This is a genomic window from Microvirga sp. 2MCAF38 (assembly GCF_052115485.1).
Classification (GTDB): Bacteria; Pseudomonadota; Alphaproteobacteria; order Rhizobiales; family Beijerinckiaceae; genus Microvirga.
The window spans coordinates 487,510-502,277 of sequence record NZ_JBFRGU010000001.1; the positions used below are offsets into that span (position 1 = coordinate 487,510).

The following is a 14,768-nucleotide window of genomic DNA, read 5'->3' on the forward strand; positions in this document are numbered from 1 at the left end:
CCAATAACGTTTGGCGATTTGTGGTCGCGTCGAGGGTGTAAAACGGCTGGCGGGAATCTGAAATTGTTAATTGCGGGCGCCGGAGATTTTCTGGACAGATCCCACGCGATTGGGCAGCCTGAGGACGACATTCCTCTGGAGCGATCATGCGCAAAGACCATTCCCTTCCCGAAGGCTCGATCAAAAGCCTCTGGATCGACAGCCAAGCCCTGAAAGGGAATTTTCTCGGCGATCCGTCCCAGCGCCGGGTCGACGTGTACATCCCGGCCGGGCATGACGGACGGGGATTGCCGCTCCTTGTCGATCTCGTCGGTTATACGGCAGGCGGACCGGCCCATACGAACTGGAAGAACTATGGCGAGAATGTTCCGGAGCGGCTCGACCGGCTCATCGGTTCGGGCGCGATGCCGCCCGTTGTCGTCGCCTTTCCCGATTGCTTCACGCGGCTCGGCGGCAACCAGTATATCGACAGCACCGCCATGGGCGCGTGGGAGACCTTCCTGATCCGCGAGATGCTTCCATTCGTGGAAGCGCAGGTCGGCTGCGGCGGCCACGGGCGACGCGGCGTCTTCGGGAAAAGCTCAGGCGGCTTTGGCGCCATCGTCCACGCGCTGCGCCACGGCGGCGACGTGTGGGCAGCCGCCGCGTGCCATTCCGGCGATATGGGATTCGAGTTCATCTATCACCTGGGTGAATTCGCCAGCACCCTCCGACATCTTGCCGGGCACGACATGTCCATCGAGGCCTTCATCCGCAAATTCGAGGCCGGCCCGAAGGCGAAGGATGCCGATTGGCACACGCTGATGATCCTCGCGCAATGCGCCACGTTCGATCCCGACCCGCAGCAATTCTACGGCATCCGCCTCCCCGTCGATCACGAGACTTGCGAGTTCATTCCCGAGCGCTGGGCCAACTGGCTCCGCTGGGACCCGGTGCGCATGGCGGATAAAGCCACCCACCTCGATGCCCTACGCCGCATGAAACTCGTCTTCATCGATTGCGGCACCATCGACCAATACAATCTCATCCACGGCGCCCGCATCCTCAACCGCAAACTCAATGCCGCGAACGTCCCTCATGTTTATGAGGAGTTTCACGACAACCATTCCTCGGTCGACTACCGCATGGACCGCAGCTTGCCGCTGCTGGCGCGGGCGTTGAGTTAGGGAGCGGGCAGAGGCGTGTCGGCAGCACTCAAGGACTCGAGTAGCCTTGGGCCCATCGATCAGGAGCTTGATCGGTTGCTCATCGCGTCAAAAGCCCCGTCTGAGACTTAGCATCCCACGCCAAACTCAGCGAACGACAACAAACAAAGCGTGGTCCCGTCATAGCGAGAACGCTGCGATGAGGATTTCCTTCGTCGCCATGTAGAGGTTGTTCTTTTTCAACTCCTCAAACAAACCGCTTCGCCCCCGCAACGCAAACCACGACAAGTCCCGTCGCCGCGATCATCGTCCAAGCGACCGGCTCATGGAGCAGCAGAGCCGCGAGCGCTAACCCGAAGAAGGGTTGGAGCAGTTGCAGTTGGCCGACGCCTGCGATGCCTCCCAGCGCGAGGCCGCGATACCAGAAGACGAAGCCGATCAGCATGCTGAAGATCGACACATAGGCGAGCCCGAGCCACGCCGGGCCCCCGATGCCGTTCCAGGATTCCGGCATCGTGATCAGCGCGACGATGGCCATCATCGGCAGCGATAAAAGCAGGGCCCATGAGATGACCTGCCAGCCGCCGAGCCGTCGCGAGAGTGTCGCCCCTTCGGCATAGCCGAGGCCGCACAGCAGGATGGCGGCCACCATCAGCAAATCGCCCGAGAGCGAACCCGAGCCGCTGTTGAACAGGGCAAAACCCGCGACGGTCGCCGCCCCTAAGCCAGAGAACAGCCAGAACACGGACTTGGGCCTCTCGCCGCCGCGCAGCACGCCGAAGATGGCAGTCGCGAGCGGCAGGAGGCCGATGAAGACAATGGAACGCGCCGAGGTGATGTGCTGAAGCGCAAGTGCCGTCAGCAGCGGGAAGCCGACCACGACGCCGAGCGCAACCACGATGAGTGAGCCGAGATCACCGCGCGCGGGCCTCACCTGCCGAAGCAGAACGAGGAACGCCGCTCCGAGAAGTGCGGCGATCACGGCTCGGGCCGAGGTCAGAAACAGGGGCGAGAAGTCACCGACGGCCACCCGCGTCGCCGGCAGGGAGCCGCTGAAGATGATGACACCCACGAGGCCACTGCCCCATCCATCCGTCGTTCGATCCATGATGCCTCGCTTGTGCAAGTGGCATATGCATACAGTTTTGCCAAATCGTATGGCGCTGTTTCTGTCCGCGCCAGCCCCTGTTTCTTAAGGTATTACGGCAGCACGCGCGGCTGAGGATGCTCGATACGCTGACACGCCTTCCCTCTCGCCGATCAGAACTCGATCCCCGCCTGCGTTTTCACGCCGGCCGAGAAGTGATGCTTCACGAGGCTCATCTCGGTGACGAGATCGGCGGCCTCGATCAGTTCCGGCTTCGCGTTGCGGCCGGTGACGACCACGTGCAGATCGGGACGGCGAGATTTGAGCGCCGCGACCACCTCGTCGAGGGGCACATAATCGTAGCGCAGCGCGATGTTCAGTTCATCGAGGATGAGGAGCTTGATATCGTCCCGCGCCATCAACTCACACGCCTTGTCCCAGGCGCGGCGGGCGGCGGCCACGTCGCGGTCGCGGTCTTGCGTCTCCCAGGTGAAGCCTTCGCCCATGGTGTGCCATTCCACGAGATCGTCGAAGCGCTCCAAGGCCGTGCGCTCGCCGGTGCTCCAGGCCCCCTTGATGAACTGCACCACGCCGACCTTCCAACCATGGCCGAGCGCGCGTAGCAGCAGCCCGAAGGCCGCCGTCGATTTACCCTTCCCCGGTCCGGTATGAACGAGCAGCAGGCCTTTCTCCACCGTTTTCGAGGCGACCTCGCGATCCTGTACTTCCTTGCGCTTGGCCATCTTGGCGCGATGGCGGGCGGCTTCCTCTTCGGTCTGCGTCATGGCGATTTTCTCCATCCAGCCCTGCTTCCTGCGCATCCGTGATGCCCGCCGTCAATCTCCATCCCGATTCCTGTGCCCCTATCCTCATCAAACTGAGTCACGCCCCCCGATTGCGGCGCGTCTGCGGACAGGTTATGAACACAACCGACGGTGCCTCGAAGAGAGGTGAAAAGGGAACGCGGTCAAGAAGCCGCGGCTGCCCCCGCAACTGTAAACGGCGATGTCCGTTCCTCGAGCCACTGGATCGCGATCCGGGAAGGCGGAACGGGCTTTTTAGAGCCGTAAGCCAGGAGACCTGCCGTCACAACTGCTTCTTCGGGTCGTGTGGGCGGGGTGTCCAGGCGGCTGCATCGGGTTTTGTATTTAACCCGGCTTCATCCGTGGAAGCTTTGAGGCCTCGCAAGGGCCGAACGACGGAGAAGCGCATGCGCTCACGATCCCGCAATCGATCAGGCCATTCAGGCCGAGCGGTGCAGCGCGAGCATGCTTGATTCCGGCACCGCTCCCCCTTTCGACGAAGTCCGGCTCCTCGTCTGCATCACCTGCCGCAAAGCGGGCGAGCCCGACGATGCAGTGCGCCCTGGCGCGCGTCTGCACACGGCTTTGACCGAAGCATTGAAAGAGGCCGGTCCCGATTTTCCGAAAGTCAGCATCGAGCCCGTCGAGTGCCTGAGCGTGTGCAAACGCCCCTGCACCATGGCACTCTCCGCGCCCGGACGCTGGACCTACATTTACGGCGATCTCGATCCGCAAATCTCCATCGACGCTATTCTCGACGGCTTGCGCCGCTACCACGCCACAGACAACGGCATCGTGCCCTGGCGCGAGCGCCCCGAAGCGTTCCGCAAGGGCGTCGTCGCGCGCATCCCCCCTCTTTCTCGCTCACCGGAAAAGACCTCATGACCAATCTCGCCAAGATCCCCTGCACCATCATCACCGGCTTTCTCGGCGCGGGAAAAACGACGCTCGTGCGCAATCTTCTCGAAAACGCGGGCGGACGCCGCCTCGCGGTTCTCGTCAACGAATTCGGCGATATCGGCTTCGATGGCTCGTTCATCGAGGGATGCGGCATCGAAGGCTGTTCGCAGGAGGATATCGTGGAACTCCCGAACGGTTGCATCTGCTGCACCGTCGCGGATGATTTCGTGCCTGCGCTCAACAAGCTTCTCGACCGCGCGAACCCGCCCGATCACATCCTCATCGAAACCTCCGGCCTCGCCTTGCCGAAGCCGCTCGTGACCGCCTTCAACTGGCCCGCTATCCGCTCCCGCGTGACGGTGGACGGCGTCATCGCCGTGGTCGATGCTCCAGCTGTCGCGGCAGGTGTTTTTGCCGACGATCCCGACGCGCTCGAAGCGCAGCGCGCGGCGGATGCTTCCGTCGAACACGAGAACCCGCTGGAGGAAGTGTTCGAGGATCAATTGCTCTGCGCCGACATGATCCTGCTCAACAAGGTCGATCTCCTCGACGAGGTCGAGCGCGCCCGTGTGAAGGCGGACATCGCCGAACACCTGCCGCGTTCGGTCAAGATCGTAGAGACGGATCACAGCCGCGTCGATCCCTCGCTCATTCTTGGCTTGAACGCCGAAGCAGAATCCGATCTCGCCGCGCGTCCCTCCCATCATGATGCGGAGGAAGGGCACGATCACGACGATTTCGAAAGCGTGGCGATCCCGGTCGGCTCCGTGCTTTCAGCCGATGTCCTGCTCACGCGTGTCGGGCTCGCGGCGGAAGCGGAAGGCGTGTTGCGCATCAAGGGTTTTGTGCCGGTGGAAGGCCGCCCCATGCGCCTCGTGGTGCAGGGCGTCGGCCGCCGTGTCGCGCATCACTACGACCGTCCCTGGAACGCGGACGAGGAGCGCAACGGCCGCCTCGTCGTAATCGGCCTCAAGGGTTTCGACAAAAACGCGGTCGAGACCGCGCTCGCTGGCTAAGATGCACCTTCTCCCGGTCACAACGGTCTCGCTTGACGATAGTGGTCAGGCCATCGACCTCGGACAAAGTCCGGGAGACGTCATCGCCTTGTCCTTTACCGACAGCGATCTTACTGCGCTGGCCGCAGCCTACCGACAGAGTGAGGCGACCTTGCCCTCGCTTCGTCTCGCGAGTCTGCGGCAACTGAAGCATCCGCTCTCTGTCGATCTTTATGTGGAGAGCACCGTTGCGAAGGCGAAGTTCGTCATCGTGCGTTGCCTGGGCGGGCTCGACTTCTGGCGCTACGGATTGGAGCGTCTTCACGCGGTTTGCCGCGAGAAAGACATCAAGCTCGCGGTTCTTCCCGGCGATGACCGCCCCGATCCACGGCTTGCGAAATTCTCGACCGTCTCGACCAAACTGATTGAACAGCTCGATGCCTATTTTCGTGCAGGCGGCGTGGAAAACCTTCGTTCGCTCCTGTGCGCAATCGCAGTGGACATCGACAAGGCCGTTGAACCTCTCCCGCCAAGAGAGATTCCCCGCGCCTTCGCGTGGCATCCTGAAGTTGGTGAGATCGATCTCGAAGAAATCTGCAAGACCATCTCCGCCGATGGCCCACTCGCCTATCTCATCACCTACCGCTCCACAATCCTCTCCGCCGACACCGCCGCCATCGAAGCGTTCGCGAGGGAATTGGAAGGACGCGGCATTCCTGTTCTCATCATCACGGTGTCGAGCCTCAAAGACCCCGTCGCGACCGCGCTGATTCAAGAAGCGCTGGCGCTGCGGCGACCGGATATCATCGTCACCACCACAGCCTTTTCCGCGCGGGACGACGAGAGTTTCGTTCTCGATGCCGCCGATTGCACAGTGCTGCAAGCGATCACCGCCGGTTCGACGCGCGAAGCGTGGCTCGCCTCGGAACGCGGCCTATCCGCCTCCGATCTCACCATGCAGATCGTGCTGCCCGAATTCGACGGGCGCCTCGCCATCGGCCCGATTTCCTTCAAGGAAGAGAATGAGTACGATCCGGTGTTGGGCTTCACCGGTCGCCGACAGGAGCCCGACACCGCCGGCATTGAGGCGGCGGTGGATCAGGTGCAGGCGTGGATCTCGCTTCGCCGCAAGGCGCGCGGCGAGCGCCGCCTCGCCCTCATCATGTCCGATTACCCAGCGCGCGGCGGTCGCGCAGGCTTCGCTGTCGGTCTCGACACACCCGCAAGCACCTGCAGGATTCTCGATCTCTTGGCGAGCGAGGGCTATGACGCCCGTCGCGACTTCGATGAGCGGAACCTGATGCCGCTGCTGACAGGATCGGAACCGGCCTTCGCCATCGATCTTGCTGCATATAAGAAATGGTTCGCGACCTTGCCAGAGGCTCAGCGGCAAGCCATCGAATCCGCGTGGGGCAAACCTGAGAACGATCCCGCTCTTCACAACAGAGCATTCCGCTTTCGCGCTCTTCACGCAGGCAAGGTGCTCATCGCCCTGCAGCCGGACCGCGGGCGCGGCGCGGATCGAAAAGCCTTCTACCACGCACCCGATGCGCCACCGACCCACGCCTATCTCGCCTTCTATCTCGGCTTGCGCGAGATCGCGCGTATCGACGCTATAATTCATCTCGGTACGCACGGCACAACCGAGTGGCTGCCGGGAAAAGCTGTGGCGCTCTCGCCCACATGCGGGCCGCGCCTTGCCATCGGCCCGCTGCCGGTCATTTACCCCTTCATCGTTGACGATCCCGGCGAGGCCGCACCCGCCAAGCGTCGTCTGAGCGGCATCACCATCGGCCATATGACACCGGCTGTGGCCACCGCCGATCTGTCGGAGGAGATGGCTGTGTTGCGGGAGCTCGTGGAGGAATATGCCTCCGCGCAGATTCTCGACCCACGCCGCGCCGAAATCGTCGCGCGCGAGATTCTGGAGCGTGCGGATTCAACCGGCCTCAACACCACCTGCGGCGTCGATCCCTCGATGCCGATGGACGAAGCGCTCACCGCCCTCGACGCGCATCTGTGCGATCTCGCGGAAGTGGTTGTCCGAGACGGTCTCCACATTTTCGGCGAAGCACCGCCGGATCTGCAAGCATGCGCCAAAGGCGAACGCGACGGTTTGATCCGTGCCCTCGACGGACGCTTCGTTATCCCCGGCCCTGCGGGCTCCCCCTCGCGCGGGCGGCGCGATGTGATGCCTACGGGCCGCAATCTCGCGACCCTCGACCCGCGCGCCATTCCCACGCGCGCCGCAACCGCGCTCGGCGAACGCGCCGCCGCCGAAATCATCCGCCGTCACTTGCAGGACGAAGGCGATTATCCGCGCCGTATCGTCATGGACCTATGGGCCTCGCCGACCCTGCGCTCCGGCGGCGAGGACATGGCGCATATTCTCGCGCTCATGGGCGTGCGCCCCAAATGGGACACGGCCTCGACTCGCGTGACCGGCTTCGAGATCATTCCCCTTCCGCTCCTCGACCGGCCGCGCATTGATGTGACGGTGCGCATCTCCGGCGTGTTTCGCGACACATTCCCGGACCAGATCAAGCTCATCGATCAGGCCGCGCGTGCGGTCGGGCACTTGAGCGAGGAGGATGCCTGGAACGAACTCGCCGCCGCTCGTCGCCGGGGCGAAGCCCTGACGCGCGTCTTTGGCGCGGCGCCGGGCCGCTACGGCGCGGGCATTTCGGGCGAAGCGCTCGACGGCACGTGGGAGACGCAAGACGACCTCGCACGCCTCTACCTCGCCCTCACCTCGCATGCTTTCGGGGAGGGCGAAAACGGTACGCGCGACGCATCCTTCGCGGAGCGTGTGGGCAAGGCCGATGCCTTCGTGCATGTGAGCGATGTCGCCGAGCGCGATCTGCTGGATGGAGATTCGAATGGCGACGCCATCGGCGGGTTCGCGGCGGCGGCAAAGCTGCTTGGCCAAAGCCCTTCCCTCTACAGTCTCGATACGAGCCGCGCGGGGACGCCGAAGGCGCGGACCGTGCAGGAGGATATCGCGCGGTTGGTGCGCGGACGGCTCGTCAATCCGCGCTGGATCGAGGCGCAGTTGCGCCATGGCTGGCGCGGCGCTGCGGAACTGGCGCAAGGGGTCGATGCGCTCTACGTCTTCGCTGCGACCACGAACGCCGTCCCGGATGCCGCGCTCGATCTCGTCTACGCAGCCTATGTGGCGGACGCCGCTATCTTCGAGCGCATTCGCGAGGCCAACCCGCAAGCCGCTCAGGCCATCATAGACCGCCTGAGCGATGCACGGCAGCGCGGCCTCTGGACGAGCCGCCGCAATTCCGTCGACGCCCACCTCGACGCTGTGCGGGAGAAAGCGTCGTGAACGCCGCCCCGCACACGCGCGGTTGGTGCCCCGGCATGCTGCGCCCCATGCAGACAGGCGATGGCCTTCTGGTGCGCCTGCATCCGCCATTGGGAATCTTGAACGCAGCGCGCATGCGCAGCATTGCCGAGGCCGCGCGCCGTTTCGGCAACGGCCTCATCGACGTATCGTCGCGTGGCAATCTTCAGATCAGAGGCGTGACGGATGAAACGCATCCCGCGCTGGTCGAGCATCTGCTTCGTGCAGGCGTCCCGGACGGCACACGCGCGGAAAGTCCGTTCCGGCTGACGATCACCTCGCCGCTGGCGGGCATCGATCCGACCGATCTGATCGACGCACACACTCTTGCGGAAACAATTGAAGTAACCTGCGCCGATCTCTTGGGCCTTCCCGCGAAAACCGCCGTCGTTATCGATGGCGGCGGTGCGATGCCGCTCGATGGAATCGAAGCGGATCTGCGCCTGGTCGCCATCGCCACGCCTTACGGCCCACGGATCGCCATCGGGCTCATGGGTGCAGAATGGATCGGAACGGTCGCGGTTGAAGCATCGTCCGAAACTGTACGCGATATTCTCGCGCGCTACGCCGCGATCCGCCGCGACGATCCCGACACGATCCGGCGCATGCGGGATGTTGCGCCCTCCTTGCGGACGAACCTTATCAACGCGATTGAGCGCGATGCCCCCGTGCTTCTTCGCAAGAGGAGCGACAGGCAACGCGTCGGAATCGTCTCACTCAATGAGGACCGTGCCGTTCTTTTCGCCCTCCCCTATGGGCGCTGCGATGCGGATCTCTTTGCGCGCATAGCGGGGTGGAGTGAGGGCTTTGGCAGGGGCGAAGCTCGCCTGTCTCCATGGCGGAGCGTGGCGCTGACCGGTCTTTCGGCAGCGCGCGCATCACGTGTCCTCGCGCTTGCCGCTGACGCCGGTCTCATCGTGTCTGCAAACGATCCGCGCCTGCGGATCGCGGCCTGTCCCGGCGCGCCCGCCTGCGCTAGCGGGACGACTACTACCCATGCGGATGCCGCCCGGCTCGCTTCCCTTCTGCCGGAGGGCGTGAGCCTTCACGTCTCGGGCTGTGCCAAAGGCTGCGCCCATCCCGGCCCCAGCGATGTGACGCTCGTGGGGCATGAAGGACTTTATGATGTCGTGCTTTCGGGCAACGCTCGCGATAAGCCTGTGAGCCGCGTGCCGATAAGCGATATGATCACCAGAACCGATTTTCTTGCAAAGACACAGCGATGAAGACCCGTTTCAACTATATCCGCGAGGGTGCTGAAATCTACAAGCGCTCCTTCGCGATCATCCGCGCCGAGGCGGATTTGAGCCGCTTCAGCAGCACCGCCGAGCGGGTGGTCGTGCGCATGATCCATGCTTGCGGCATGACGGATCTGCCAAAGGATGTGGCGCTCTCGCCCGATTTTGCGCAAAGCGCCGAACAGGCTTTGCGCAACGGCGCGCCGATCTTCTGTGATGCGAAGATGGTGGCGAACGGCATCACGCGCTCCCGCCTGCCCGCGAACAACGATGTAATCTGCACGCTCGACGATCCGCGCGTCGCAAGCCTTGCAAAGGACCTCGGCACCACGCGCACCGCCGCCGCCATGGAATTGTGGCACGAGCGTCTGGAAGGTTCTCTCGTGGTGTTCGGCAATGCGCCCACCGCTCTCTTTCGCCTGCTCGAAATGATCGATGAGGGCGCACCAAGGCCCGCCGCCATCATCGGCATTCCGGTGGGGTTTGTCGGCGCAGTGGAATCCAAGGAGGCTCTGGTACAGCATGCAAGCGTGCCCTTCCTCGTCGTCCATGGACGGCGCGGCGGAAGCGCGATGGCGGCAGCCGCCGTTAATGCGCTGGCAAGCGTGGAGGAATAAGCGTTGGCACCCTTGCAGAGCAGCATCCGTTTCTACGGCCTTGGCCTCGGGCCGGGCGATCCGGACTACATGAGCGTGCGCGCGCTAAAGGTGCTGCAAAGCGCCGACCGGCTCGTACACTTTTCCAAAAAGGGCAAACGCGGCAACGCCCGCACGATTGCGGACGCGGTCGTGTCGCCGGATCCGGATCGCGAGATCGCTCTGGTCTATCCCGTCACCACGGAAATTCCGGCTAGCGATGAGGCCTATGCCGCCGCCATCACGCCGTTCTATGAGGAGGCGGCGGAGCATCTTGCCGCGGAAATCGAGGCGGGACGCACGCTGGCTGTTCTCTGCGAAGGCGATCCGTTCTTCTATGGCTCCTTCATGCATCTGTGGCGGCGTCTCGCACCGCGTTTCGAGACGGAAGTCGTGCCCGGCATTACCGGCATGTCCGGCTGCTGGACGCGTGCGGGCGTGCCCATCACCTGGGGCGATGACGTGCTCACCGTCTGCCCCGCGACGCTCGACCGTGATGCGCTGTTTAACAAACTCACGACGACGGATGCCGCCGTCATCATGAAGCTCGGCCGCCATCTCCCGAAAGTGCGCGAGGTGTTGAAAGACGCGGGACTTCACGAACGCGCGGTCTATGTGGAACGTGGCACCATGGCCGGCGAGTTTCATTGCCCGCTTGCACAGAAAGCCGACGACGACGCACCCTATTTCGCGATGATCCTCGTTCCCGGCCTCGGGAGGCGTTTGTGAGCGCGCGCGGCACGATCACCGTTGTCGGCCTCGGCCCCGGCGATGCGCGTTTTCTGACGCCCGCCGCGACGGAGGCGATTGAACGTGCCACCGATCTCATCGGCTACGGGCCCTATGTGGACCGCGTGCCGCACAAGCCGCATCAGCGACGCCACGCCTCGGACAATCGGGTGGAGGTGGAGCGCGCGCAACACGCGTTCGAGCTTGCCATGCAGGGCTGCCACGTGGCGGTCGTCTCCGGCGGCGATCCGGGTGTCTTTGCCATGGCGTCGGCGGTGTTCGAAGCGCTCGATCATGGTGATGCTGCATGGCGCGACATCCAAGTGAATGTCGAGCCCGGCATCACGGCAATGCTCGCGGCAGCGGCTCGCATCGGCGCACCCCTTGGGGGCGATTTTTGCGCCATGTCCTTGTCGGACAATCTCAAACCCTGGGACGTGATCGAAAAGCGGCTTGACGCTGCGCTGACGGGGGATTTCGTGATCGCGCTCTACAATCCGATTTCCAAGGCCCGTCCGTGGCAGCTAGGCGCGGCGCTCAAACGCGCAAGCGCGATCCGCGAACCGGAAACGCCCATCGTCTTCGCGCAAGCGGTCGGGCGTTCCAACGAGGCTATCAGGATCATGTCATTGGCAAAGGCCGATCCGGCGCTCGCCAACATGGCGACGCTCGTCATCATCGGCGCGAGCACGACGAAGACGCTTGAACGACCTGGCAGCGATACGCCCTATGTCTACACGCCGCGCTCTTACGGAATGCGCACATGATGATCGATCCACACCATCGCCGCGTCAGCCGTCTCGACCTTATCCGCGTCCGACTTTTGCGGCTGCGTCACAATGATCACCGGAAGGCTGAGTGTCCGCGCGGCGACGATCTTGCCGTAGGTGGCGGCGCCGCCGGAATTCTTGGTGGCGAGAATCTCGATACGATGCGCGATCATCAAATCGCGCTCGGCCTCTTCATCGAAAGGTCCGCGTGCCTCGATGGCGGTGACATGCGGCACCGGCAGCGCATCGCCCAAAGGCTCGATGGTGCGCACGAGATAATGGTGCTGCGGCGCGGACGCGAAATGGCGCAGTTCAAGGCGCCCGACTGTCAGGAAGACGCGGCGCGGTGCGCGGCCCAAAGCCTCGACAGCATCTTTCATGCTCGCAACCTCGCGCCAGAGATCGCCGGTGACCGGCTGCCATGCGGGGCGGCGCAAGGCGAGAAGCGGCAAGTCGAGAGCACCACAGGCCATCGCGGCGTTGTGCGAAATGCGCGCCGCGAAGGGATGCGTGGCGTCGATGACCGCATCGGTGTGGTGTTCGACGAGCCATTGCTTCAGCCCTTCGATACCGCCGAAGCCACCGATGCGGGTTATAATCGCGGCGCGTTTGGGCGCAGCGGTGCGACCGGCGAGCGAAAGCACGGCCGCGATGTCGGTCCTTTCCGCGAGCCTGCCCGCCAGCGCGGAGGCCTCTGTCGTTCCACCAAGAATGAGAATGCGCATGTCGGTCTTGTCCACTAACACCGCGCCTCTGTCGAGCCCGATCCGCCCGTGGCTCACCATCGTCGGCATCGGCGAGGATGGGCGCGCGGGGCTCTCCCCCGCCGCGCTCAGCGCATTGGAAGCCGCCGAGATCGTGTTCGGCGGTGCACGCCATCTGGCGCTCGCGGGGCCTCTCATAGGGCAGGCAACGGCATGGCCGAGCCCATTCTCGCAAGCGTATCCGCTCGTACTCTCCAAGCGCGGTCAGAGGGTTTGCGTGCTGGCGAGCGGCGATCCATTTCACTATGGCATAGGCGCGGAGCTGGCGCGGCTCGTCCCTTCCGATGAAATGATCTGTTTCCCGCAAGCCTCGGCCTTCAGCCTTGCCGCCGCGCGGCTCGGGTGGTCGCTGCCGGATTGCGACTGCCTCAGTCTGCACGGCCGTTCATTGGAGCGCATCGTTCCCCATCTCCAACCCGGTGCGCGCATTCTGGCTCTCTCATGGGACGAGACGACCCCGCGCAAGGTTGCGGATTTTCTGAAAGCGCGTGACTTTCCGAATTCCGATCTCATCGTGTTTGAGGCCATGGGCGGCCCCCGCGAACGGATGCTGCACACGCGCGCCGGGGATTACGATCTTCCCGCGCTCGATCCGTTGAACGTCGTCGCGCTCAAAGTGGTGGCCGAGCGGGATGCCGAAATCGTGCCACTCGCCACCGGCCTCGATGATCGCTTCTTTGAGAGCGACGGCCAGCTCACGAAAGCTGAGATTCGCAGCATGACGCTGTCCGCCCTCGCCCCACGTACCGGTGAGTTGCTATGGGATGTGGGCGCGGGTGCGGGCTCGATTTCCATCGAATGGATGCTGCGCCATCCACGCAACAAGGCCATTGCCATCGAGACGCAACCAGAACGCGCCGAGCGCATTCTGCGCAATGCCGCGTCCCTCGGCACACCTGACTTAGAGATCGTGATTGGGCAAGCACCCAATGCGCTCAAGGAATTGCCTTCACCCGATGCGATCTTCATCGGCGGCGGTGCGTCCGATGATGGTGTTTTCGAAGCCTGCTGGTCCGTGCTGAAACCTGGCGGTCGCCTTGTGGTCAATGCGGTGACCCTGGAGACGGAACAAGTACTCGCCGCGCTTTACGCCCAACACGGGGGCACCATGCGGCGCATCGCCATTTCGCGGCTGGAACCTGTCGGCACCATGCATGGCTGGCGCGCCGCCATGCCGGTGACGCAATGGGTTGTGGTGAAGCCATGATCGTTGCGGGCCTAGGCTTTCGCGATGAGACGACGGCGGACGATATTGCCGCGTTGCTCATGCGCGCGCTGGAACACGCGTCGCTTTCGTTGAACGAGCTCTCGCATCTCGCCACCATCGAAGCGAAAGCCGAACAGCCCTCTCTCGTTGCTGTTGCGCGACAACTCGGAAAAGACATCGTCGCCATCGGCCCCGTGGATCTGCAGCGCTTTGCGCCGATGGTGCAAACTCATTCGTCGCGCGTGATGGCCCTTCACGGCGTCGGGTCTGTCGCGGAAGCCGCAGCGCTTTGCGCGGTGGGCAAGAACGCCAAACTACGTCTACCGCGCATCGCGTCCGAGCGCGTCACCTGCGCGCTGGCGCAAGGAGATCCAGAATGACCGTTCATTTCATCGGCGCGGGCCCCGGCGCCGCCGATCTCATCACCGTTCGCGGGCGCAATCTCATCGAGCGCTGTCCGGTTTGCCTTTATGCGGGTTCCATCGTGCCGCGCGAGATCCTGTCCTGGTGTTCACCGGATGCGCGGCTCGTGGACACCGCTCCGCTCAATCTCGATGCTATCGTGGCCGAATTCGTGCGTGCTCATGAGGCCGGACAAGATGTGGCGCGGCTTCATTCAGGCGATCTTTCGATCTGGAGCGCTGTGGGCGAGCAGACACGCCGTCTCGATGCGCTTGGCATTCCCTACACCTTGACGCCGGGCGTGCCGGCATTTGCCGCCGCCGCCGCGACCTTGAGCCGCGAGCTCACCTTGCCGGAAGTCGCGCAATCCGTCGTTCTCACCCGCACCTCGGGCCGCGCCTCGGCCATGCCCGAGGCGGAAAATCTCGCAGCCTTCGGCGCAACCAAAGCGACTCTCGCGATCCATTTGTCCATTCACGTCATCGACCGCGTGGTGGATGAACTCACGCCCCACTATGGCGCGGATTGTCCTGTCGCTGTCGTGTGGCGCGCGTCCTGGCCCGACGAACGCGTGCTGCGTTCGACACTGCGTGACATCGCGGCGCAGGTGAAGGCCGAGAAATTAGAGCGCACCGCGCTCATCTTCGTGGGCCGCGCCCTCGACGCGCACGATTTTCGCGAAAGCGCGCTCTATTCCACCGGCTATGATCGTCGTTTCCGGCCGAAGGCGGAGGCTTGATG

At 63.7% G+C, this 14,768-nt stretch carries 14 protein-coding genes and 1 riboswitch; of the genes, 11 read left to right on the forward strand and 3 right to left on the reverse strand.

Annotation, left to right across the window (positions count from 1 at the left end; genetic code table 11):
• Positions 1–146 precede the first annotated feature (146 nt).
• Entirely contained in the window at positions 147–1,166 is a 1,020-nt protein-coding gene (locus AB4072_RS02310; protein WP_441965285.1) for an alpha/beta hydrolase, read from the forward strand.
• A gap of 226 nt (positions 1,167–1,392) precedes the next feature.
• Here the strand turns inward: AB4072_RS02310 and AB4072_RS02315 are convergent, their stop codons facing one another.
• Together AB4072_RS02315 and cobO are read right to left on the reverse strand one after the other, a co-directional pair.
• Positions 1,393–2,253, reverse strand: a complete 861-nt coding sequence (locus tag AB4072_RS02315) for a DMT family transporter (protein WP_441965286.1) — start codon at positions 2,251–2,253, stop codon at positions 1,393–1,395.
• A gap of 152 nt (positions 2,254–2,405) precedes the next feature.
• Entirely contained in the window at positions 2,406–3,017 is a 612-nt protein-coding gene (gene cobO / locus AB4072_RS02320) for a cob(I)yrinic acid a,c-diamide adenosyltransferase (RefSeq protein WP_441965287.1), read from the reverse strand.
• Between the two features lie 131 nt (positions 3,018–3,148).
• Positions 3,149–3,334: riboswitch (cobalamin riboswitch) on the forward strand.
• A 166-nt stretch (positions 3,335–3,500) separates the two neighbouring features.
• On the opposite strand from cobO, the gene AB4072_RS02325 reads away from it, so the two are divergent.
• The 7 genes from AB4072_RS02325 to cobJ are packed head-to-tail and all read left to right on the forward strand — an operon-like array spanning position 3,501 to position 11,651.
• Positions 3,501–3,920: a DUF1636 family protein gene (locus AB4072_RS02325; protein ID WP_441965288.1), complete on the forward strand. Its 420-nt coding sequence runs from the start codon at positions 3,501–3,503 to the stop codon at positions 3,918–3,920.
• Positions 3,917–4,951, forward strand: a complete 1,035-nt coding sequence (gene cobW / locus AB4072_RS02330; RefSeq protein ID WP_441965289.1) for a cobalamin biosynthesis protein CobW — start codon at positions 3,917–3,919, stop codon at positions 4,949–4,951. Before AB4072_RS02325 ends, cobW begins: the two co-directional genes overlap by 4 nt.
• 1 nt (position 4,952) lies before the next feature.
• A complete protein-coding gene (cobN, locus tag AB4072_RS02335) occupies positions 4,953–8,264 on the forward strand; it encodes a cobaltochelatase subunit CobN (RefSeq protein ID WP_441965290.1) in 3,312 nt (1,103 codons plus the stop codon).
• Complete coding sequence (gene cobG / locus AB4072_RS02340) at positions 8,261–9,508, forward strand: precorrin-3B synthase (RefSeq protein ID WP_441965291.1); 1,248 nt, start codon at positions 8,261–8,263, stop codon at positions 9,506–9,508. The genes cobN and cobG overlap by 4 nt, the downstream gene beginning before the upstream one ends.
• Positions 9,505–10,137 carry a precorrin-8X methylmutase gene (locus AB4072_RS02345; RefSeq protein ID WP_441965292.1) on the forward strand — a complete coding sequence of 211 codons (633 nt, stop codon included), beginning with the start codon at positions 9,505–9,507 and terminating at the stop codon, positions 10,135–10,137. The genes cobG and AB4072_RS02345 overlap by 4 nt, the downstream gene beginning before the upstream one ends.
• A gap of 3 nt (positions 10,138–10,140) precedes the next feature.
• On the forward strand, positions 10,141–10,884 hold the full coding sequence (locus AB4072_RS02350; RefSeq protein WP_441965293.1) for a precorrin-2 C(20)-methyltransferase: 744 nt from the start codon (positions 10,141–10,143) through the stop codon (positions 10,882–10,884).
• Positions 10,881–11,651 carry a precorrin-3B C(17)-methyltransferase gene (gene cobJ, locus AB4072_RS02355; protein WP_441965294.1) on the forward strand — a complete coding sequence of 257 codons (771 nt, stop codon included), beginning with the start codon at positions 10,881–10,883 and terminating at the stop codon, positions 11,649–11,651. Before AB4072_RS02350 ends, cobJ begins: the two co-directional genes overlap by 4 nt.
• Here the strand turns inward: cobJ and AB4072_RS02360 are convergent.
• Complete coding sequence (locus AB4072_RS02360) at positions 11,633–12,379, reverse strand: cobalt-precorrin-6A reductase (RefSeq protein WP_441965295.1); 747 nt, start codon at positions 12,377–12,379, stop codon at positions 11,633–11,635. The two genes, cobJ and AB4072_RS02360, sit on opposite strands and share 19 nt — an antisense overlap.
• On the opposite strand from AB4072_RS02360, the gene cbiE reads away from it, so the two are divergent.
• From cbiE to cobM, 3 genes are read left to right on the forward strand one after another with little or no spacing between them, the layout of a single operon-like run.
• A complete protein-coding gene (gene cbiE / locus AB4072_RS02365; RefSeq protein ID WP_441965296.1) occupies positions 12,378–13,625 on the forward strand; it encodes a precorrin-6y C5,15-methyltransferase (decarboxylating) subunit CbiE in 1,248 nt (415 codons plus the stop codon). The two genes, AB4072_RS02360 and cbiE, sit on opposite strands and share 2 nt — an antisense overlap.
• The gene (locus AB4072_RS02370; RefSeq protein WP_441965297.1) at positions 13,622–14,005 is read left to right on the forward strand and encodes a cobalamin biosynthesis protein; all 384 of its coding nucleotides are present in this window, start codon (positions 13,622–13,624) and stop codon (positions 14,003–14,005) included. Before cbiE ends, AB4072_RS02370 begins: the two co-directional genes overlap by 4 nt.
• A complete protein-coding gene (gene cobM, locus AB4072_RS02375) occupies positions 14,002–14,766 on the forward strand; it encodes a precorrin-4 C(11)-methyltransferase (protein WP_441965298.1) in 765 nt (254 codons plus the stop codon). Before AB4072_RS02370 ends, cobM begins: the two co-directional genes overlap by 4 nt.
• Positions 14,767–14,768 lie beyond the last annotated feature (2 nt).

What these genes read in the sequence shown, in the direction of transcription:
- AB4072_RS02315 (WP_441965286.1), bottom strand. Translation starts at nt 2,253, where the DNA reads ATGGATCGAACGACGGATGGATGGGGCAGTGGCCTCGTGGGTGTCATC.
- cobO (WP_441965287.1), bottom strand. Translation starts at nt 3,017, where the DNA reads ATGACGCAGACCGAAGAGGAAGCCGCCCGCCATCGCGCCAAGATGGCC.
- AB4072_RS02345 (WP_441965292.1), top strand. Translation starts at nt 9,505, where the DNA reads ATGAAGACCCGTTTCAACTATATCCGCGAGGGTGCTGAAATCTACAAG.
- cobW (WP_441965289.1), top strand. Translation starts at nt 3,917, where the DNA reads ATGACCAATCTCGCCAAGATCCCCTGCACCATCATCACCGGCTTTCTC.
- AB4072_RS02325 (WP_441965288.1), top strand. Translation starts at nt 3,501, where the DNA reads ATGCTTGATTCCGGCACCGCTCCCCCTTTCGACGAAGTCCGGCTCCTC.
- cobM (WP_441965298.1), top strand. Translation starts at nt 14,002, where the DNA reads ATGACCGTTCATTTCATCGGCGCGGGCCCCGGCGCCGCCGATCTCATC.
- AB4072_RS02370 (WP_441965297.1), top strand. Translation starts at nt 13,622, where the DNA reads ATGATCGTTGCGGGCCTAGGCTTTCGCGATGAGACGACGGCGGACGAT.
- AB4072_RS02310 (WP_441965285.1), top strand. Translation starts at nt 147, where the DNA reads ATGCGCAAAGACCATTCCCTTCCCGAAGGCTCGATCAAAAGCCTCTGG.
- cobN (WP_441965290.1), top strand. Translation starts at nt 4,953, where the DNA reads ATGCACCTTCTCCCGGTCACAACGGTCTCGCTTGACGATAGTGGTCAG.
- AB4072_RS02360 (WP_441965295.1), bottom strand. Translation starts at nt 12,379, where the DNA reads ATGCGCATTCTCATTCTTGGTGGAACGACAGAGGCCTCCGCGCTGGCG.
- cbiE (WP_441965296.1), top strand. Translation starts at nt 12,378, where the DNA reads ATGTCGGTCTTGTCCACTAACACCGCGCCTCTGTCGAGCCCGATCCGC.